Consider the following 19,760-nt stretch of genomic DNA (forward strand, 5'->3'; position numbering starts at 1 on the left):
CCTGGTGCGCGCATTCCTCCTGGGATCGCGAGCGCCACCCAGCCTCGCTCGGGCCGGTGAGGGACCGAGTGAGACACCCAGCATGTCGGAGGAATAGTGAACTTCAAGCGCACCAGTGCCCTGGTCGGCGTCTTCGCCGTGGGCGCCATGACCCTGGCCGCCTGTGGCAGTGACGAGAACACCACCGGTGGCGATGCCGGCAACGCCGCCAACACCAGCGTTGCCTGTGGTGGCAAGAAGGCGCTCAAGGCGTCCGGTGCTTCCTCGCAGAAGAACGCCATGGAGCGTTTCGTCGCGGCCTACGAGAACAACTGCGACGGCTTCACCCTGAACTACACCTCGAGTGGCTCGGGCGCCGGCGTCAACGAGTTCATCGGCGGCCAGACCGATTTCGGTGGCTCCGACTCGGCGCTGAGCTCCAAGAAGGAAGAGCCGGCCAAGGCCGCGGAGCGTTGTGGCGCCCCCGCGTGGAACCTGCCGACCGTCTTCGGCCCGATCGCCGTGACCTACAACGTCGACGGCGTCACCGACCTCGTGCTCGACGGCCCGACCGCCGCCAAGGTGTTCAACGGCTCCGTCGCCACCTGGGATGCCCCCGAGATCAAGGCGCTCAACCCCAACGCCAAGCTCCCCTCGGAGAAGATCGCCGTGATCTTCCGCTCCGACGAGTCGGGCACCACCGACAACTTCCAGCTCTACCTCGACGCGGCCTCGGACGGCGCGTGGGGCAAGGGCGGCGGCAAGACCTTCAACGGTGGCGTCGGTGAAGGTGCCAAGGGCAACGAGGGCACCTCGGCCGCCATCAAGAGCACCAAGAACTCGATCACCTACAACGAGTGGTCCTTCGCCAAGGCGCAGAACCTGTCCATCTCGCAGATCATCACCTCCGCGAGCAAGGACCCGGTCAAGCTGTCGGCCGAGTCGGCCGCCAAGGCCATCGACGGCGTGAAGGTCAAGGGCGAGGGCAACGACCTGGTCCTCGACACCAGCTCGTTCTACAAGCCGACCGTCGCCGGCTCGTACCCGATCGTCATGGCCACCTACGAGGTCGTGTGCTCCAAGTACGCTGACGCCGACACCAGCAAGGCCGTCAAGGCGTTCCTGACCTCGGCCGTCACCAACGGCCAGGCCGGGCTGACCGAGGCGGGCTACGTGCCGCTGCCCGACGCGTTCAAGACCAAGCTGACCACCGCGATCAACGCCATTTCCTGATCGCTTTCTGGCCATGACCATGCACCCTGAGGTGACCGCGGTGGGCTCGTCGAATTCGACGAGCCCACGGGCGGCCGGAGATACTGCGAATATGCCGACCGAACCGAAAATCGACAAGGCCCCTGCCGGGGGTCGTCCCGGCCGCCTGAACGCCGAGACGATCTTCCGGTGGATGGCCACCGCAGCAGGCGCGACGATCGTCGCCGCCATCGCGTTGATCGCGTTGTTCCTGCTGATCCGCGCGGTCCCCTCGCTCATGGCCGACAATGCCAACTTCTTCACCAGCACCGAGTTCTCGACCGGCGATGCCAACAATCTTCGCTTCGGTATCCGCGACCTGTTCATGGTCACGGTCTTGAGCTCGGTGTTCGCCCTCGTCGTCGCGGTGCCGATCGGTGTCGGTATCGCGCTGTTCCTGACGCACTACGCGCCGTCGCGGCTCGGCAGGCCGTTCACGATGCTGATCGACCTGCTCGCCGCGGTGCCGTCCATCGTGTTCGGTCTGTGGGGTTTCCTGGTGCTGGCGCCGCAGATCGCGCCGGTGCAGGAATTCCTCAACGAGAACCTGGGCTGGTTCTTCCTCTTCTCCGACGGCAACGTTTCGATCGGCGGTGGCGGCACCATCTTCACCGCCGGTGTCGTGCTCGCCGTGATGATCCTGCCGATCATCACCTCGGTCGCCCGCGAAGTGTTCGCGCTCACCCCGCGCGCGCACATCGAGGCCGCGCAGGCCCTCGGCGCCACCAAGTGGGAAGTCGTGCGGATGACGGTGCTGCCCTACGGGCGCAGTGGTGTGATTGCCGGTTCCATGCTCGGCCTCGGCCGCGCGCTCGGTGAGACGATCGCGGTGCTCGTCGTGCTGCGCACCGCCACCGTGCCCGGTGAGTGGTCGCTGTTCGACGGCGGCTACACCTTCGCCTCCAAGATCGCCTCCGCGGCCTCGGAGTTCAGTTCACCGCTGCCCACCGGCGCCTATATCGCCGCCGGCTTCGTTCTCTTCGCGCTGACCTTCATCGTCAACGCGCTGGCCCGCCTGGCCTCCGGCGGAAAGGTGAACGGCTGATGCCTCCGACAACTGTCCTCGACAAACCGGTCAAGGCGCCGACGTTCCGTCACGTCAGCACCGGCAGGCGGATCAAGAACAACATCGCCACCGGCCTGGTCACGCTGTGCTTCGTCATCGCGCTGATCCCGCTGGTGTGGGTGCTCGGCCTGGTGATCACCAAGGGCTTCAGCACCATCATCTCGTCGGACTGGTGGTTCAACTCCCAGAAGGGCATCCTGCCGGAGCAGACCGGCGGCGGTGTGTACCACGCGATCTACGGCACCATCGTGCAGTCGGCGGTGGCCTCGATCATCGCGGTGCCGCTCGGCATCATGGCCGCGGTCTACCTGGTCGAATACGGCCGCGGCCGGCTCGCCAAGGTCACCACCTTCATGGTCGACATCCTCGCCGGTGTGCCCTCGATCGTCGCCGCGCTGTTCGTCTTCGCGCTGTGGATCGCCACCTTCGGTATGCCGCAGAGCTCCTTCGCCGTCTCGCTGGCGCTGGTGCTGCTGATGCTGCCGGTGGTCGTGCGCAGCACCGAGGAAATGCTGAAGCTGGTGCCCGACGAGCTGCGTGAGGCGTCCTACGCGCTCGGTGTGCCCAAGTGGAAGACCATCCTGCGGATCGTCATCCCCACCGCCGCGCCCGGCATGATCTCGGGCATCCTGCTCGCGCTCGCCCGCGTGATGGGTGAGACCGCGCCGGTGCTGGTACTGGTCGGTTACTCGAAGTCGATCAACCAGAACATCTTCGACGGCAACATGGCCTCGCTGCCGCTGTTGATCTACCAAGAGCTGGCGAACCCGGAGCCCGCGGGCCGCGCACGTGTGTGGGGTGCGGCGCTCACGCTGATCCTGCTCATCGCCGTGCTGTACCTGGCGGCCGCCGGCGTCAACAAGCTGCTCACCCGGAACCGATAGAAGCGAACGGAATACTCAGATGGCCAAGCGGATCGACGTCAAAGATCTCAACATCTATTACGGCAGCTTCCACGCCGTGGCGAATGTGGAACTGACCGTGCTGCCGCGCAGCGTCACCGCCTTCATCGGTCCCTCCGGCTGCGGCAAGTCCACCGTGCTGCGCTCGCTCAACCGCATGCACGAGGTGACCCCCAACGCCCGCGTCGAAGGTGCCGTGCTGCTCGACGGCGAGGACATCTACAGCTCGGCGATCGACCCGGTCGGCGTGCGCCGCACCATCGGCATGGTGTTCCAGCGCCCGAACCCGTTCCCCACCATGTCGATTCGCGACAATGTGGTGGCCGGGCTGAAGCTGCAGGGTGTGCGCAACAAGAAGGAACTCGACGAGGTCGCCGAGCGCTCGCTCAAGGGCGCCAACCTCTGGAACGAGGTCAAGGACCGCCTCGACAAGCCCGGTGGCAGCCTCTCCGGTGGTCAGCAGCAGCGTCTGTGCATCGCCCGCGCCATCGCGGTCTCGCCCGATGTCCTGCTGATGGACGAGCCGTGTTCGGCCCTCGACCCGATCTCCACCTTGGCGATCGAGGACCTGATCACCGAGCTCAAGAAAGAGTTCACGATCGTCATCGTCACCCACAACATGCAGCAGGCCGCGCGAGTGAGTGACCAGACCGGTTTCTTCAACCTCGAGGCCCAGGGCAAGCCCGGCCGCCTGATCGAGATCGACGACACCGAGAAGATCTTCTCCAACCCCACCCAGCGCGCCACCGAGGACTACATCTCCGGCCGCTTCGGATAGAAGCTGGACACAGGAAGGCCCGTGCAGCTTGCACGGGCCTTTTCCGTTGCGGGACAAGTGATTTCGTTAGCACATGGGTAACTCGCCGGGTACCGGCTGGCCGGGCCCGGCGACCTACCGCTGGCCGCGAAGGCAAGCAGCCCGCGCTCAGCTCTGGCCTGAATACGCGGGGAGGCGGACTAGTCTTCGTCGCCGGGGAGGACACCCGTGACGAGGAAGATCACGCGGCGGCCGATCTCGACGGCGTGGTCGGCGAAGCGCTCGTAGTAGCGGCCGAGGAGGGTGATGTCGACGGCGGCGGCTACGCCGTACTTCCAGTCACGGTCCATCAGGAGGGTGAACAGGTGGCGGTGGAGGTCGTCCATCGCCTCGTCGTCCTGGTTGAGCTGGGCGGCGCGCTCGGGGTCGCGGGTCTCGAGTACCTCTTTGGCGCCCGCGCCCATGTTGACCGCGATGCGGCCCATCTCGGCGAAGTAGCCGTTCACCGACTCCGGGAGAGCGTGGGCCGGGTGGCGGCGGCGGGTCACCTTGGCGACGTGCAGCGCGAGCGCGCCCATCCGGTTGACGTCGCCGACGATCTGGATCGCGCTGACGACCTGACGCAGGTCGCCCGCGACGGGTGCCTGCAGTGCGAGCAGCGCGAAGGCCTTCTCCTCGGCCTCGGTGATCATCACCGAGATCTGATCCTGCTCACCGATAACCTGCTCGGCCAGTCCCAGGTCGGCCTGCAGCAGCGATTGGGTGGCCAGTTCCATGGCCTGGCCAGCGAGACCGGCCATCTCGCCGAGGAGGTTGGCGAGGTCGGCCATTTGCTCGTTGTAGATGACACGCATGATTGCTGACCCTAGTGGGTACCCGCACCGCTGTCACCCAACACCGGGTTAATGCCGCATGGCAGTGTCGTGGCAGGTCAGCGCGGTCAGTCGCAGCTGGTGTCGGCCGCGTTCATGTGTTCGAGGTCGGACGGGAGGGTTACCGGCGCCGCGGTGATCGGCTTGCCGGTGCCCACGTCGGGGATTTCGGTACCGATCGAGGCCGGGGTGCGGACCTGTCCGGCGTAGTCCGAACCCAGGATGACCTCGATGATTCCGTCGAGTTCATCCGCGCGTTCGAGCACCGCGCCGGGAATCGAACTCGCGACGGTGGCGGCCGCGGCCTCGTTGCCGGTGGAGAAGCGGACCACGGTGGATTCGCTGCCCTGGGGGTAGTTGCCGACGTTGTAGATCCCGAAACCCAGGTTGGAGAGCTTGTTCGCGGCCTGTTGCGCCACGCCGGTGCGGCCGGTTCCGTTCGAGATCCGCAGCGAGACCGAGCCGGGACTGACGGCGAAGAGCTTGGGCGCCTGGGTCGGCGGCGCCTCGCTCGAGCTCGTCACCGGCGGCGCGGTCTCCTCACCGGGCAGCGGCTGATCGTCGATGATCGAGCGGAAGATCGCCTTGATGTCGGACTCACGGGGAATCTCGTTGCCGTAGGCAGTGGTACCGGCAGTGGGCGCGGTGATGAAGGTGACAGCGCCCGCGTTGACCTTCTGCAGCGACCGGCCGAGCAGAATCAGATCCTGCGTGCCGACGCCGTCGACGAAGGTGTGCTGACGGAATGCCTCGACGAAGCCCTGCAACTTCGCCGGATCGAGCAGTACTTTGCCCGACAACGCGCCGCGCAACAGCGCCGCGAGGAACTGCTGCTGCCGGTGGATCCGGTCGTAGTCGCTGCGTTCCTCGCCGACCACATGCCTGGCGCGGACATAGTTGAGTGCGGTTTCGCCGTTGACCCGCTGCTTGCCCGAGCTCTCGAGCACCGTGCCGAGCACACCGTCGATGATCGGTTTGGTCGAGCACACCTCGACACCGCCGATCTGATCGACCATAGCCTGGAAGCCGGCGAAGTCGATGCCGATGAAGTGGCCGATGGTCAGGCCCGACATCTTGCGAACCACGTCGACCAGGCACTTGGGCCCGCCGCGGGCGTAGACGGCGTTGAGCTTGTCGCTCATGGCCGACTCGAGTTTCTGGTCGGTGTAAGTGCCAGTGTCGTTGTCCCAACCCGAGCACACCGGACGGGTGACGTCGAGATCGCGCGGGAACGAGACAACCACCACGCGCGAGCGGTTCTTCGGGATGTGCACCAGCATCGCCGTGTCGGCGCGGGCGCCTTCGGTGTCGGCGGCGGAGCCCGCGCCCATCTCGGCGTTGACGCCCGCTCTGGTGTCGGTGCCGACGATGAGGTAGTTCTCGTCGCCGAGCTGCATATCGCCGTCGAGCACGTCGCCGGAGGCACCGCCGCCGAGCGCGTCGACCCGGGTGAAGCTGCTGTTGGTGGCCTGCAGGTAACTCCAGCCGCCGCCGGTGATGACGAGGGCGAGCACCGCGATGAACGTCAGCGTGACCCGGCCCGCCATCCGCGCCTGCTTGCTACGCCGACTGTCGCTGCCCGGACGACGCGGCGGTGCGGCGGACGCGGTTTTGACCGGCCTGGCGCGCTTGGGCTCGGTGGCGGTCACCGTGGGCAGGATGTCGGTGGGCGGATCGATCGGATCGGCCACGCGCCGCGCCGGGGCGGCCGGGCGGGCCTGCTCCTTCGCCTGGGCGGGCAGCGCGGTGGTCGCGGTGCGGTCGGCGGGGGATTCGGCGCGATGTGGCGGGGCACCCGCGATGTCGTCGACGACGGGGGAGCCGTCGGTGCGGGGTGCGATGTCGGGACGTGGGGTGGGACGTGGTGCCTGTTCGCGGGCGCGGCGGCCCGCGCGCGAGCCGGGCTCGCCGCTCTCGGCGGGGGGCACCCGTCTGTTGCGCCTGGTGCGTTCGCTGTCGACCCGGTTGACGAGGTCGGCCACCGTCAGCGGCGCGGCGTCCTGCGTCGAGTCCGCGTGCCGGGAACGGCGCGAGCCGGTTTCCGGTTGCTCGGTGGGTTCGGCCGCTGGGTAGCGCTCCCAGGGGGCGCGATTTCCGGGCCGGGGCGTACGCCCGCGCCGATCGTCACCCACCAACGAACCTCACTTCTCTATCTGGCGCAGCCTGCGCGTCATCGCGCGGCTCCGATTCGAACCAGAGTCGAACGATCCCGCAATGATAACGATTCCGCCACGAGTGGCCACTCCAGTGCGCACCGGAATCGCTGACAATCTGATTGCGAAGTTCGGGAAGGCTTCGGAAAGCCCTGCTCGAGCGGGTGCGATCGGCCGAAACAGCGACCACTGACGAATTGATGTCAGCTCGTCGCCGGGCCCTGATCAGCCGCCGCTGTGCATCACATCGGCCGCGGCCGGAACAGTGTCGTCCTCCGGGTCGTCGAGCCAGCCCTCCGGCAGCACGACCTTGGTCTGCGGCGAACCCTGCCGTCCGCGCGGTCCGAGCGCGTCGGTGGGGAACGGCACAGTGGGGTCGAGCTGTCCGACCAGATCCTCGATCTGCGACAACTTCGATACGGTGGCGAAGCTGCGCCGCAGCTGCGAGCCGACCGGGAAACCCATCAGGTACCAGGCCATGTGCTTGCGGATATCGCGCATGGCCTTGTCCTCACCGTCGTGCTCGGTGAGCAGGGTGGCGTGGCGCACCAGGATCTCACCGACGCGGCCGAGCGTCGGCCCCTGCGGGATCGGTTCGCCGCGCAGGGCCGCGCTGAGTTCGGCGAACAGCCACGGCCTGCCGAGGCAGCCGCGCCCGACGACCACGCCGTCGCAGCCGGTCTCGTCCATCATCCGCAGCGCGTCGTCGGCGGTGAAGATATCGCCGTTGCCGAGCACCGGGATGGAGGTGACGGCTTCCTTGAGCCGTGCGATGGCCGACCAGTCGGCCGCGCCCGAGTACAGCTGGGCCGCGGTGCGCGCATGCAGCGCCACGGCAGCGGCGCCCTCGGCCTCGGCGATGCGGCCGGTGTCGAGGTAGGTGTGGTGGTCGTCGTCGATGCCGATCCGGAACTTGAAGGTCACCGGAACGCCCGCCGGTTCGGCCGCTGCCACCATCTCGCGGACGATATTGGCGAACAGTCTGCGCTTGTACGGCAGCGCCGAACCGCCGCCGAGCTTGGTCACCTTGCGGACCGGGCAGCCGAGATTGAGGTCGATGTGGTCGGCCCAGCCCTCGCCGACGATGATCCGCACCGCCTCGCCGAGGGTCTTGGGGTCCACGCCGTAGAGCTGCATCGAGCGCGGATGCTCGTCGGCGTCGAACGACATCATGTGCAGTGTCTTCTCGTTGCGCTCGACCACCGCGCGTGCGGTGATCATCTCGCACACGTAGATCGAGGTCGCGCTACCGAACTCCCGGCACAACCTGCGGAAGGCACGGTTGGTGATGCCCGCCATCGGCGCGAGCACAACCGGCGGATCAACCGGGTAGGGCCCGATCCGCAGCGCGGTCGGCGCCTGGGGCAGTGTGGTAGTCACGCACACGATTGTCTCATCCGCCCCGATGTGATCGATCTCGCGTCCTGGTGCTTATCCGCGGGTCATCGCCGTCACTGCGACCCAGCTGACATCGTTTACCTGCTACGCCGTGTCCGGAGCAGGTCCGAAACCTCAGTAGCCTTATTCTGCTGGCATCGTCGCCTCCGGCGGTGCGTTGTCCCCACTCAATCGGAGAACCCCATGGAAGACGCCACCGACCTGACGAAAACCCCTGCCACGCCCGACAAGGGCACGGTCGCCGTGCGCGTCTCGTCGCTGGTGGGCGGTGCCGTGATCGCCGTCCTCGCGATCCTGGCGATCGTGCTCGGCGTGCTGCTCGGCTCGGCTCGCTCGGAGATCTCCGATATGAAGGCCGAGGCCGCCGGCAATGCGAAGGCCGAGCAGATCGCCCTCGACTACTCCGTCGGCTCGGCGACCCTGAACTACCAGGACGTCAACGCCTGGGTCGCCAAGCTCAAGGCCGGTACCTCGCCCGAGCTGTCGAACAAGTTCGATGCCACCGGCGCGAAGCTCGAGCAGATCATCATCCCGCTGAAGTGGACCTCCACCGCGGCACCGATCACCGCCAAGGTGCTCGCACAGGAGGGCGAGGTCTACAAGGTCGCGGCCTTTGTCGACGTGAGCACCACCAACGCGCAGAACCCCGACGGCCTGCGCAACACGGTCACCTACAACATCACCGTCGATGCGGGCAAGGACTGGAAGATCACCGACGTCGGCAGTGCCGATGGTGCGCTTCCGATCAAGTAACCCTCGACCGACGACAGCGCCGCCTACCGGAGTTCCGGTGGGCGGCGCTTTTCGTCGTGAAACCTAGACCGAGACCATTTCGCGCTTCTTGGCTTCGCGAGCAAGCATCCGGTCGCGCTGCTCCTCGAACTTCAGCACGTCGGAGCCCAGCTTCTCCAGGAAGCCCGCCAGCCGCTCACGGGTGGCTTCACCGCGGGCGGTGAAGTCGGTGCGATCGAAGACGTTCCACTTCTTGAGCACCGGCGCCACGACCTCTTCGAGGTGCTGACGCAGGTCGTAGATGCCGTGCTTGGCCATCAGCACGCCGTTGCGACGGAAGTTCGGCATGCCTGCGCCTGGCATCTGGAAGTTCTCGACGATCAGCGAGATCGCCTCGATGGTCTGGTCGGGGCTCAGGTCCATCGCCGCGCCGCAGAGGTTGCGGTAGAAGATCATGTGCAGGTTCTCGTCGGCCGCCACGCGCTGGAGCATGCGATCGGCGATCGGGTCGTCGCACACCTTGCCGGTGTTGCGATGGCTCACCCGGGTGGCCAGTTCCTGGAAGGTCACGTAGGCGACCGAGTGCAGGAAGCCCGCGTCGACCTCGGCGGGGGAGGCGAAGCCGTTGGTCATGTGGATCATGCGCGCCTCTTCGAGGGCGACCGGATCCACGCCGCGGGTGACCACCAGGTAGTCGCGCATCACGATGCCGTGCCGGTTCTCCTCGGCGGTCCAGCGACCGACCCAGGTGCCCCACGCGCCGTCCTGGGAGAAGTTCTCCGCGATCTCACGGTGGTAAGAGGGCAGGTTGTCCTCGGTGAGCAGGTTGGTGATCATGGCCGCCTTGGCGACCTCACTGAGCTTGGACTGCTCAGGATCCCAATCGATGCCGCCCATGGCGGCGAAGTTGCGGCCCTCGTCCCACGGGACGTAGTCGTGCGGATGCCATTCTTTAGCGAGCGACATGTGGCGGTTGACGTTTTCCTCGGCAACCGGCTCCAACTCCGTGAGCAGTTCGAGTTGAGTCAGATCCCTTGCCATGTAAAAACCCTTCGCTGTCGTGCTTGCGGTCGAACGTCGCGATGCGGCCATACCTTACGGCACCGTAGGTGTGATGCGGAACGCAACAGAGTGGTTTTCCGACGAAGTTGAGCAACGCCACAACTCGACGGTAGGACCGATGGTCGTGCTGACGAGTCTAGGTGCTCAGCCCGCAGCATAGGGACTATCGCTGCGGGCCTCGCGGTGTTAGCCCCCGGTAGATGAACTCTCAGCGCTTCCCACCGAGCAGGCCGCCGAGCACGCTGCCGAGCGCACCGCCCGCGTTCTTCGACAGTGCGTCACCGATCACGCCGCCGAGCCCGCCGGTGTTGCTGCTGCCGCCGAGCAGACCGCCGAGCAGATCACCGAGACCGCCGCCGGAGGCCTGCGGTGCCGGTGCCGCGGCGCCGCCACCGCCGGTGAGCTGTTTGGCCACGTAGGCGAGCACGATCGGGGCGAGAATCGGCAGCAGCTTGCCGATCAGATCGTTGCCGCCGGTCCCGCCGCCCGCGCCGAGCGCGCTGATCACGGTGTTCTTCTCGTCACCGAAGACGTTGTCGACGATCTTCTCGCCGTCGTCGACGTCCACCTGGTGCAGATCGACCGCACCCTCGCCTTCGACGAGGCCGCCGTGGTTGTTGAGCGCGCCGAGCAGTGACGCCGCGCCCTGTGGCTGGGCGGCGTTGGCCTGGAGCCCGCCGAGCAGCGTCGGCAGCGCGGCCTGCACGGCCGTGGTCGCAGTCGCCTGGTCGACGCCGAGCTGGTCGGCGATCTGGGCGATGGGTACTTGGGACAGCAAATCGTCGAAGGAAGTCATCTCACTCCGCCTGAGGTCGAGGGTGCCCGGTAGCCCGGGTCGCGCTCAGGTTAAGTGAATCGATGCACGAAACCGGTGGTTTCGGCGGCGTCTGGGTGTGGCGCGTCGCCACGTGACGATGGTCACGGTGGTAGTGATGGTGCCCCCTGTAGGACTCGAACCTACGACCTAGTGATTAAAAGTCACCAGCTCTACCAACTGAGCTAAAGGGGCGCGCAGCGGAGTCTAGCGGACGCTGTGCCGAAGGGCCGAACAGTGGTCCCCGGTCGGGTCGCGGGCGGCTGATCGCCGCTGGTGGCGGCCGGTAACGACACCGGCGTCGGCGACGATTCTCGGTAAACACCTGGTGCCCATGGTCGTTCGCGCTACGGGTTGCGTATGGTCGTCGAATGCTGTTGTATCGCAACATCTTTCGACAAGCAGGGGTGCAGAAGCGATGGAGTGGTCCAAGGTGGGCGCCGGTCTCGCGACCGTTCGGCGAACGTCGGCGGCGCCGGTGAGCCGTTCAACTGGGCTGTGCGCCTACGGAATTCGTACCCGAAGTAACCGTTCCGGTAGCGCCTCGTTTGCTGAGGTGGATAACCGGACCGGATGTTCGGATAGGTACTCCAATCGCCGCGTGTCGACTCGGGAATGCGGGTACGGTGATCGCCTGGTGAATTTCGAAACAATCACCGGTGCGGCGTTTTCCGTGGCTCCGGTGCAGGGTGCGGCGTTTCGCAATTCACCGACGGATTGCGGGCCGAGGTGATCGCGATGGGTGCGCGAACTCCCGGCAAAGGGGTAGTCGTTACCGCAGGAGGAAGGCGGTTCTCACACGTGGCGGCGCCGCAGTGCGAGGCACCGCGAGTTTTTCATACCGAAAGTTTGAATTAAAACCACAATTCGCGCCAACGGTCTGTATTCGACCGCCGGCGTCGAGAAGGTTCGGAGGCGTTTCGAGCATGGCACGGCAGCAAGAGCGGGCGCGCCGGACACGCGCGGCGATAATCAAGTCCGCGGCCGTCGAGTTCGGGAAGAGTGGATATGCCGCGGCATCGCTCAACCGCATTCTGGAAGGTTCGCGCGCCACCAAAGGGGCGATGTACTTCCACTTCGACTCCAAGGAAGACCTGGCGCGCGCGGTGCTCGAGACCGCGGTGGAGCGGTACCGGATCTGCGCGGAGCGCTGGCTGGCGCGCGCTGACCTCGGACCGCTCGATGTGCTGCACGGCATGGTCGACGAGATCGCGCTGCGCCTCGAGCACGACACCATCGTGCAAGCCGAGTACCGCCTGGTGATCGAACCCGACTTCCATCGCGACACCGGCAACGGCGGCGGACGCATCGTCGGCCGTGCCACCCGCGTGCTCGCGGTCCGCGCCATCGACGACGGCCACCTGCGCGCCGACGCCGACCCTGATCGCTTCACCCGAACCCTGTCGGCGGCACTGGCGGGCCAGCGCTATCTGGTCGACCCGATCGCCAACGGTTCCGCCGCCGACCTGCGCGCCCGCTTCGCCGAGGTGCTGGAGGTTATCGTGGAGGCGATGGCCACCCCGTTGTGGATTCAGAATTTCCGCATCGAGGGCTGGCGCGAGCAAGCACGCCTGGATGACCTCGGTTTGGGCGCCTGACCAGGCGATTTGGAACTCTGCGCACACCTGTCATAAGCTATGCGAGCTCCCAACGGAAACGTTGAAGCCGCCCCGGAGAGATTCGGAACGAGCCCCCTTCGTCTAGCGGCCTAGGACGCCGCCCTTTCAAGGCGGTAGCGCGGGTTCGAATCCCGTAGGGGGTACAGTCTTCGGACTGTGTCTAGTAGTACTGCAGGTATGCATGGCCCTGTAGCGCAGTTGGTTAGCGCGCCGCCCTGTCACGGCGGAGGTCGCGGGTTCGAGTCCCGTCAGGGTCGCACGTAGTACCAGAGCAATCCGGTACTTCCGGCCAGGTAGCTCAGTTGGTACGAGCGACCGCCTGAAAAGCGGTAGGTCGCCGGTTCGATCCCGGCTCTGGCCACCTTCGATCCCCTCACCGAAGTACGCGGTGAGGGGATTTTTTCGTTTTCCGGTGGCGAACCGGGTCAGCTCGTGACCGGCATCCGCAGGGCGTTGGCCCACAGGCGCGTCAGGGTGTGGACAACTTCTTCCATCGGTATCTGCCTGCCGTCGAGCTCGCCATCGCCGATGACGAAATAGTTGAAGGCCATGCGGCTGACCATGCCCGAGAGGGCGCGCGAGGTGAGCATCGGATCGACATCGGGGTCGGCGAGGCCGCGTCGCTGCAGGTCGGCGATGCCGCGGGCATTGCGGCCGATGAAGGCATCGCCACGGTTCTGGCGCAGCTTGCTGAATTCGGGGTCGATCTGGGCGACCTGTTCGAGCAGGCCCATCAGCTTCGCATTGCGCTTATAGGCCTCGAAGTAGGCCAGGTTGGCGGCTTCGATGATCGAGGCCGGGTCGTCTTCGCCGGTCACATGCGGCATGCCGGGATGCATCATGTCTTCCTGGGCGTGCTCGAGGATCGCGGCGAAGATCTCCTCCTTGCTCGCGAAGTAGGTGTAGAAAGTGCCCGACGAGCAGCTGGCTTCCTGGGTGATGTCGATGAGCCGGGTATCGAGGTATCCCATCCGCTCGAACACCGTGCGGCCCGCCGCGATCAGCGCGTCGCGGGTGCGCAGGCCGCGCTGGGTGGTCGGCAGGTCGCGCAACAGCGAGGTGCGTGCCATCGAGGGCAGCGCGCCCTCGCTCTCGGTGTCCGCGGCTCGTTCCATGGTTGTAATTATGCCGGTCAGCGCCATTTGCGTAGTTCCTGACCTGCGATGGCGCGCTTGTGTACTTCGTCGGGGCCGTCGGCGAGGCGGAGCGTGCGCAGTTGCGCCCAGGCGGCGGCGAGCGGGAAGTCGTCGGAAACCCCGCCCGCGCCGTGCACCTGAATGGCCCGGTCGAGGACCTTCAGCGCGATGTTCGGCGCGGCGACCTTGATGGCGGCGATCTCGGTGCGCGCGGCCTTGTTGCCGACGGTGTCCATCAGATGGGCGGCCTTGAGCGTGAGCAGCCGGATCATCTCGATATCGATGCGCGACTCGGCGATCCAGTCCTGGATGTTGGCGTTGTCGGCCAGCGGCTTGCCGAAGGTGACCCGCGCCTGCGCGCGCTTGCACATCATCTCCAGTGCGCGCTCGGCCATGCCGATGCTGCGCATGCAGTGGTGGATGCGGCCGGGTCCGAGCCGGGCCTGGCTGATCGCGAACCCCTCGCCCTCGCCTTTGAGCACGTCGGTGGCGGGCACCCGCACGTCGGCGAAGTCGATTTCGGCGTGGCCTTCGCGTTCCTGGTAGCCGAATACGGGCAGCCCGCGCAGGATCGTGACGCCCGGCGCGTCGATCGGGACCACCATCATGGTCTGCTGGCGGTGCGGTGCCGCGGTGGGATCGGTCTTGCCCATCACGATCATCACGCGGCAGTTCTTGTGCAAGGCGTTGGTGGCGAACCACTTTCGGCCGTTGAGCACGTAGTTATCGCCGTCACGCACCATCGACAGTTCGATATTGGTGGCATCGGAGCTGGCCACCCGCGGTTCGGTCATCGCGAAGGCCGAGGCCATGGTGCCATCGAGCAGGGGCTCGAGGTACTTCTCTTTGTGCTCGTCGGTGCCGAACAGCTCGAGTACTTCCATGTTGCCGGTGTCGGGGGCATTGCAGTTGCAGGCCTCGGACGCGAGATGGCTGCGGCCCATGATCTCGGCCAGCGGCGCGTATTCGAGGTTGGTCAGGCCGGGGCCGCGGCCGGGGTGGGGGTGGAAGAGGTTCCATAGGCCGCGCCGTCTGGCCTCGGCTTTGAGTTCTTCCAGGATCGGCGGCTGGAAATGCGGGTCGCCGGATTCGCGCATCTGCGCGGAGTAGACGGCCTCGGCCGGGTAGACGTGCGCGTCCATGAAGTCGAGCAGGTCTTCGGAGTACTTCTTCGAGCGGTCGCTCAGATCGAACAGTGACATGGTTTCTCTCTCGCTCAGCGGGTTTCGGCCAGCAGCGACGACTGGTAGCGACGCATGCCGCCCAGCCAGCGGTCGTAATCGGCACCTTTGTGGCGGTACATCTGCAGCACCTGCGGATGCGGCAGGATCAGGAATTCCTCGGCGGCGACGGCCGTGAGCACGATGTCGGCCACGTCGGCGGGTTCGAGGACCTCGCCCGCCGAGACGACGGCGCGGGTTGCCGCGACACCGAGCTCCTCGCCCGAATCCTGGCCCGCGTACAGCAGTTTGGTGTTGACGCCCATCGGGCACAGGCAGCTCACGCGAACACCCTGGTCGCCGTAGGTGACACTGAGCCACTCGGCGAACCCGACCGCGGCGTGCTTGCTCACCGAATAGGTGGCCGAACCGATCTGGGTGAGCAGTCCCGCGGCGGAGGCGGTGCTGACGAAGTAGCCCGCACCGCGTTCGACCCACTGGGGTACCAGCAGCTGTGCGGCGCGGATGTGGGCGCGCAGATTCACCGCGAGCGCGCGGTCCCAGTCGTCGTCGGTGACGTCGAGCCCGGGTGCGCCGACGATGCCCGCGTTGGCGAAGTACAGGTCGACCGGCCCGAACTGCTGTTGCGCCAACGCGATGAGGCCGCTGATCGCCGCGGTGTCGGCGGCGTCGGCGCCGATTCCGACGGTGGTGCCGGGGTGATCGGCGTTGATCTGCGCCGACACGGCCAGGGCGGCGGCCGCGTCGAGGTCGGAGACCACGACCTTCGCACCGGCGGCGGCGAGCGCGGCGGCCAGTGCGGCGCCGATGCCCGCGCCGCCACCGGTCACGATGGCCACTTTCTCGGCAACTCTCATCGGAAATCCTTTCGCTCGGGCTGTTCCCAGCCCGAGCAACGGTCGTATCGAAGGGGATCGGTCAGTACCTGGCCGCTTCCGGGTGATCGCGGACGGCCGGGGTGGTGATCAGTCCCATGGCAATGATCAGTGACTCCTCGGTGAACCCGCTGGGTTTGAATCTATTAGAAGTTGACGTCAACTTCAAGTTGGAGACCTTGCTCAGTGTGAGTCCGTGGAGCCGTCGAGAACACCCTGACCACCATCGAAGCCGCCGTCGCGCCCCATGCCGAGCCGGTGGACCGCATACGGGCCTTGGTCACCGCGGTCAGTAGCCGCGCGCCCGGCTACTGACGAGGGTGGCGATCCAGGTGCGGGTGTCGGCAGGGTCGATCACGTCGTCGAGCTCGAAACCGGTTGCGGCGGTGATCGCCTTGCCCTGCTGGTAGGCCAGGGTGAGCAACTGCTGGAACAGCGTCTCGCGCTCGGCCGGATCCGCCACGGCGGCAAGCTCTTTGCTGAAGCCGAGGCGAACGGCGCCCTCCAGCCCCATCGGGCCGATCTCGCCGGTGGGCCAGGCGACGGTGAAGTTCGGCGCGTGGAAATGGCCCGCCGTCATCGCCATCGCACCTAGGCCGTAGCCCTTGCGCAGGATGATCGTGCCGAACGGGACGCTCAGCTGGGCGCCGAGCACGAACAACTTGCTGAACCGGCGCACCGTCGCGGTCTTCTCCGACTCCGGCCCGACCATGAAACCCGGTGTGTCACACAGGGAGACGACCGGCAACCCGAACGATTGGCACAGGGTGAGGAACTCACCCATCTTGTCGGCGGCCTCGGCGTCGATGGCACCGCCCAGGTGATGGCTGCTGTTGGCGATCAAGCCGAACGGTTCGCCGTGCACCCGCACCAGCGCGGTGACGACACCGACCCCGTAGTCGGGCCGCAACTCGAGCACCGAGCCGACGTCGACGATCGCGTCGATGGCGCGATGGATGTCGTAGGCACGTAACCGGTTCTCCGGCACCACATGCCGGGCCAGGCGCGGGTCGGGTGCTTCGAAATCGTCGACCCGGCCCTGGAAATAGCCCAGGTACTGCTTGGCCAGCGCCACCGCGTGCGCCTCGTCGCGGGCGACCAGGTCGACGACGCCGTTGCGGCGCTGCACGTCGATCGGGCCGATGTCCTCCGGGCGGTAGGCGCCGAGCCCGCCGCCTTCGATCATCGCCGGACCGCCCATGCCGATAGTGGCGTCCGGCGTCGCGATGATCACGTCGCAGGCGCCGGCCAGCGCGGCGTTGCCCGCGAAGCAGCGGCCCGACACGATCGTCACCAGCGGCACCTTGCCGTGCAGGGCGCCGAGCGCGCGGAAGGTCGTCACGTCGAGGCCCATGCCGGTCCAGTCGGTGTCGCCCGGCCTGCCGCCGCCGCCCTCGGCGAACAGGACCACCGGCACCCGCTTGCGTTCGGCGAGTTCGAAGGCGCGGTCGGTCTTGGCGTGGTTGTTCTTGCCCTGCGTGCCCGCGAGCACGGTGTAGTCGTAGGAGATCACCACCGCCTCGGCCTTGTCGAAGCGGTCGGCGTTGATGGTCGCCAAGCCGGTGATCAGGCCGTCGGCGGGGGTGTTGGCGATCAGGTCCGCTTCGGTGCGTCTGCTGCGTTGCGCGGCGAGGGTGAGTGCGCCGTATTCGACGAAGCTGCCCGCGTCGACCAGGTCGGCGATGTTCGCCCGTGCGGTGCGTCGACCGAGCTTGTGCCGCTTCGCCACGGCCGCCGGGCGGGATTCGTCGAGCGTTGCCAGGTGCCTGGCGCGGATCTCGTCCACATCGGCGCGGGCGCGGTCGGGGTCCAGATCGGCGCGGGCGCTGCCGGTTTCGTCCGCACCGGTGCGGACGATGATGACGAGTGGGTCGCCCGGCGCGACGACCCGGCCGGGGCGCACCAGCACCCGGACGGTCCTGGCGGCATCCGGTGCGGCCAGCACATGCTGCATCTTCATCGCCTCGAGCACGGCGAGCTGACCACCGGCGCCGATCTCGACACCCTCGTCCGCAATTTCGACCACCGTGCCCGCGAGCTGTGCGCGCACGGCCTCCTGACCCGGATACAGCTCGACGGCGGCGACCGCGACCGCTGGCTGATCGGTCTGGGCCGCCGCGACCAGTTCGGTCAGTCGCTCGGTGAGAAAGCCGGTGGTGGCCAGGCCGGACTGGAAGGTGCTGTCGGCGAGGATCTCTCGCAGGAACGAGATGTTCGTACCGATGCCGGTGACGGTGAACTCGGCGAGCGCTGTCGCGGCCTTGCGGGCGGCGGCGGGGAAGGACTGGCCGCGGGTACGGGTGATCACCTTGGCCAGGAGCGAGTCGTAGCGCGGGCTCGGGGTCAGCCCGGAGCGGCCGAAGGTGTCGACTCGCACGCCCGGCCCGGTCGGCGGTGCGAAGGTGGTCAGCGTGCCCGCGGTCGGCACCGCCGAACCGTCGGCCGCCATCGTCTCCATGTTCACCCTGGCCTGGATCGCGATGCCGTCCGCGGCGGCGGGTTCGCCGGTGGAATCGGTGCCGTCGGAGACGATTCCGCCCGGCAGACCCAGGTCGTCGAAGGGCACACCCTGGGCGATCGCGAGCTGCACGGCGACCAGATCGACACCGGTCACCTCCTCGGTCACGGTGTGCTCCACCTGGATTCGCGGATTCACCTCGAGGAACACGAATTCGGTGCCGGAGACCAGGAATTCGACGGTCGCCAGTCCGCGATACCCGACCTGGGCGCACAGCCGCGCTGCCGCCGTGTGAAGGTCCCTGCGCAGGTCCTCCGAAAGACCCTGAGCCGGCGCGATTTCGAGCAGCTTCTGATGCCTGCGCTGCACACTGCAATCGCGATCACCGAGCGCGAGCGCCGTGCCCCCTGTGGCGATGATCTGGACTTCGATGTGCCGGGCGTTCTCGAACAGGACCTCGGCGAAGACCGCGGGATTACCGACACCGAGCTGCGCCTCCGCGGCGCACTGGCGGTAGGCGTGGTCGATCTCCCCGGCGGTCCGCACCACCCGCATGCCACGGCCGCCGCCACCGGCCAGCGCCTTGATCATGATCGCGCCGGGATGCGTGCCGAAGAACGCGTGAACCTGCTCGGCGGTGCTCGGTCCCTCGGTCGCGGGCAACACGGGCACGCCCGCGGCCACGGCGGTCGCGCGGGCCGAGGACTTGTCACCGAACAGGTCGAGCACCGCGGGATCGGGGCCGACGAACATCACGCCATCGGCCGCGCACGCACGGGCGAATGCGGCGTTCTCGCTGAGGAATCCGTAGCCGGGATGGAGGTAGTCGGCGCCGGATTCCTTGGCGGCGGCCAGGATCGCGGCGTGGTCGAGATAGGGCGTGGCGCCGGTGCCCGCCAACTCGATCGCCTCGCCCGCCGCGTGCACATCGGGGTTGCCGGCGTCGTCGGTGGCGTAGACCGCCACGGTGTCGATGCCGAGTTCGACGGCGGTGCGGATCACCCGCAGGGCGATCTCGCCGCGATTGGCGATCAGCAGCTTCATGGGATGTCCTCGGATTCGGTGGCGGCGATGCGCTCGGTGGTGAAGCCGATCAGGCATTCGGCGATGGCGATGTGGTCGGTGATGAACTGTTCGCGCCGGTCGCGGTCGGCTCCGGCGAGCCGGGAGGCGCCGATCAGCAGCGCGTCGGCGAGGGTCTCGACGATCCGCGGCAGCGGGGAGCACGGGTCGATCTCGTCGCGTTCGAGAAAGGTGGTGAACCGCTTGCGCAGGCGAGTGCGCACCCGCGACCACTGCGCGCCGATCGCGGGATCGATCCCCGCCCGGTGCTCGATCAGCGCCACCAGCGCGCCGTTGGCGAACACGGCTTCCGTGAACGCCCGTGTGGTCGCCCCGATGACCTCGGCCGCCCCGACCGTGCCCGTTCCTGCGCCTCGCTTGTGGTCACCGTCACAAGTGTTATTGACGTTTACGTCAGTGTCTACAACCGATTTGCCACCTGA

Annotated in this window: 16 protein-coding genes and 4 tRNA genes; 9 read left to right on the forward strand and 11 right to left on the reverse strand. The window is 67.1% G+C overall.

The window, feature by feature from the left end:
* The first annotated feature begins 96 nt into the window (after nt 1-96).
* The 4 genes from pstS (at nt 97) to pstB (ending at nt 3,976) form a co-directional block, all read left to right on the forward strand.
* Nucleotides 97-1,212, forward strand: coding sequence for a phosphate ABC transporter substrate-binding protein PstS (pstS, locus tag ACTWPB_RS03105; RefSeq protein ID WP_446224224.1), 1,116 nt, complete (start codon nt 97-99; stop codon nt 1,210-1,212).
* Between the two features lie 91 nt (nt 1,213-1,303).
* Nucleotides 1,304-2,275 carry a phosphate ABC transporter permease subunit PstC gene (gene pstC, locus ACTWPB_RS03110; protein ID WP_446224225.1) on the forward strand — a complete coding sequence of 324 codons (972 nt, stop codon included), beginning with the start codon at nt 1,304-1,306 and terminating at the stop codon, nt 2,273-2,275.
* On the forward strand, nt 2,275-3,180 hold the full coding sequence (gene pstA / locus ACTWPB_RS03115; protein WP_446224226.1) for a phosphate ABC transporter permease PstA: 906 nt from the start codon (nt 2,275-2,277) through the stop codon (nt 3,178-3,180). The genes pstC and pstA overlap by 1 nt, the downstream gene beginning before the upstream one ends.
* A gap of 19 nt (nt 3,181-3,199) precedes the next feature.
* A complete protein-coding gene (gene pstB / locus ACTWPB_RS03120; protein ID WP_378913935.1) occupies nt 3,200-3,976 on the forward strand; it encodes a phosphate ABC transporter ATP-binding protein PstB in 777 nt (258 codons plus the stop codon).
* 179 nt (nt 3,977-4,155) lie between these two features.
* On the opposite strand, the gene phoU is transcribed toward pstB, so the two are convergent.
* From phoU to dusB, 3 genes are all read right to left on the reverse strand, one after another.
* Nucleotides 4,156-4,809 carry a phosphate signaling complex protein PhoU gene (phoU, locus tag ACTWPB_RS03125; protein WP_446224227.1) on the reverse strand — a complete coding sequence of 218 codons (654 nt, stop codon included), beginning with the start codon at nt 4,807-4,809 and terminating at the stop codon, nt 4,156-4,158.
* 86 nt (nt 4,810-4,895) lie between these two features.
* Nucleotides 4,896-6,959, reverse strand: a complete 2,064-nt coding sequence (locus ACTWPB_RS03130; protein WP_446224228.1) for an LCP family glycopolymer transferase — start codon at nt 6,957-6,959, stop codon at nt 4,896-4,898.
* Nucleotides 6,960-7,205: 246 nt separating this feature from the next.
* The gene (dusB, locus tag ACTWPB_RS03135) at nt 7,206-8,360 is read right to left on the reverse strand and encodes a tRNA dihydrouridine synthase DusB (protein ID WP_446224229.1); all 1,155 of its coding nucleotides are present in this window, start codon (nt 8,358-8,360) and stop codon (nt 7,206-7,208) included.
* A gap of 201 nt (nt 8,361-8,561) precedes the next feature.
* Between dusB and ACTWPB_RS03140 the strand changes: the two genes are divergently transcribed.
* Nucleotides 8,562-9,131, forward strand: coding sequence for a hypothetical protein (locus tag ACTWPB_RS03140; RefSeq protein WP_446224230.1), 570 nt, complete (start codon nt 8,562-8,564; stop codon nt 9,129-9,131).
* 63 nt (nt 9,132-9,194) lie between these two features.
* On the opposite strand, the gene ACTWPB_RS03145 is transcribed toward ACTWPB_RS03140, so the two are convergent.
* From ACTWPB_RS03145 to ACTWPB_RS03155, 3 genes are all read right to left on the reverse strand, one after another.
* The gene (locus tag ACTWPB_RS03145; protein WP_446224231.1) at nt 9,195-10,151 is read right to left on the reverse strand and encodes an acyl-ACP desaturase; all 957 of its coding nucleotides are present in this window, start codon (nt 10,149-10,151) and stop codon (nt 9,195-9,197) included.
* Nucleotides 10,152-10,380: 229 nt separating this feature from the next.
* Nucleotides 10,381-10,968, reverse strand: coding sequence for a DUF937 domain-containing protein (locus ACTWPB_RS03150; RefSeq protein ID WP_446224232.1), 588 nt, complete (start codon nt 10,966-10,968; stop codon nt 10,381-10,383).
* 137 nt (nt 10,969-11,105) lie between these two features.
* Nucleotides 11,106-11,181: transfer RNA gene (locus ACTWPB_RS03155), tRNA-Lys, on the reverse strand.
* A 731-nt stretch (nt 11,182-11,912) separates the two neighbouring features.
* Here ACTWPB_RS03155 and ACTWPB_RS03160 point away from each other — a divergent pair.
* The 4 genes from ACTWPB_RS03160 to ACTWPB_RS03175 all read left to right on the forward strand — a co-directional run bounded on the left by ACTWPB_RS03160 (nt 11,913) and on the right by ACTWPB_RS03175 (nt 12,966).
* Entirely contained in the window at nt 11,913-12,584 is a 672-nt protein-coding gene (locus ACTWPB_RS03160) for a TetR family transcriptional regulator (protein WP_446224233.1), read from the forward strand.
* Between the two features lie 91 nt (nt 12,585-12,675).
* A tRNA-Glu gene (locus tag ACTWPB_RS03165) sits at nt 12,676-12,748 on the forward strand.
* Nucleotides 12,749-12,788: 40 nt separating this feature from the next.
* Nucleotides 12,789-12,862 (forward strand) — tRNA-Asp (locus ACTWPB_RS03170).
* A 30-nt stretch (nt 12,863-12,892) separates the two neighbouring features.
* Nucleotides 12,893-12,966 (forward strand) — tRNA-Phe (locus ACTWPB_RS03175).
* A 64-nt stretch (nt 12,967-13,030) separates the two neighbouring features.
* Here ACTWPB_RS03175 and ACTWPB_RS03180 read toward each other — a convergent pair.
* The 5 genes from ACTWPB_RS03180 to ACTWPB_RS03200 form a co-directional block, all read right to left on the reverse strand.
* Nucleotides 13,031-13,720, reverse strand: coding sequence for a TetR/AcrR family transcriptional regulator (locus ACTWPB_RS03180; RefSeq protein WP_446224234.1), 690 nt, complete (start codon nt 13,718-13,720; stop codon nt 13,031-13,033).
* 17 nt (nt 13,721-13,737) lie between these two features.
* Complete coding sequence (locus ACTWPB_RS03185; RefSeq protein ID WP_446224235.1) at nt 13,738-14,943, reverse strand: acyl-CoA dehydrogenase family protein; 1,206 nt, start codon at nt 14,941-14,943, stop codon at nt 13,738-13,740.
* Nucleotides 14,944-14,957: 14 nt separating this feature from the next.
* Nucleotides 14,958-15,779 carry an SDR family oxidoreductase gene (locus ACTWPB_RS03190; RefSeq protein WP_446224236.1) on the reverse strand — a complete coding sequence of 274 codons (822 nt, stop codon included), beginning with the start codon at nt 15,777-15,779 and terminating at the stop codon, nt 14,958-14,960.
* A 307-nt stretch (nt 15,780-16,086) separates the two neighbouring features.
* A complete protein-coding gene (locus ACTWPB_RS03195) occupies nt 16,087-19,299 on the reverse strand; it encodes a carboxyl transferase domain-containing protein (protein WP_446224237.1) in 3,213 nt (1,070 codons plus the stop codon).
* Nucleotides 19,296-19,622, reverse strand: coding sequence for a hypothetical protein (locus tag ACTWPB_RS03200; protein ID WP_446224238.1), 327 nt, complete (start codon nt 19,620-19,622; stop codon nt 19,296-19,298). Before ACTWPB_RS03200 ends, ACTWPB_RS03195 begins: the two co-directional genes overlap by 4 nt.
* Nucleotides 19,623-19,760: the final 138 nt, after the last annotated feature.

The organism is Nocardia sp. IBHARD005, from assembly GCF_052814245.1.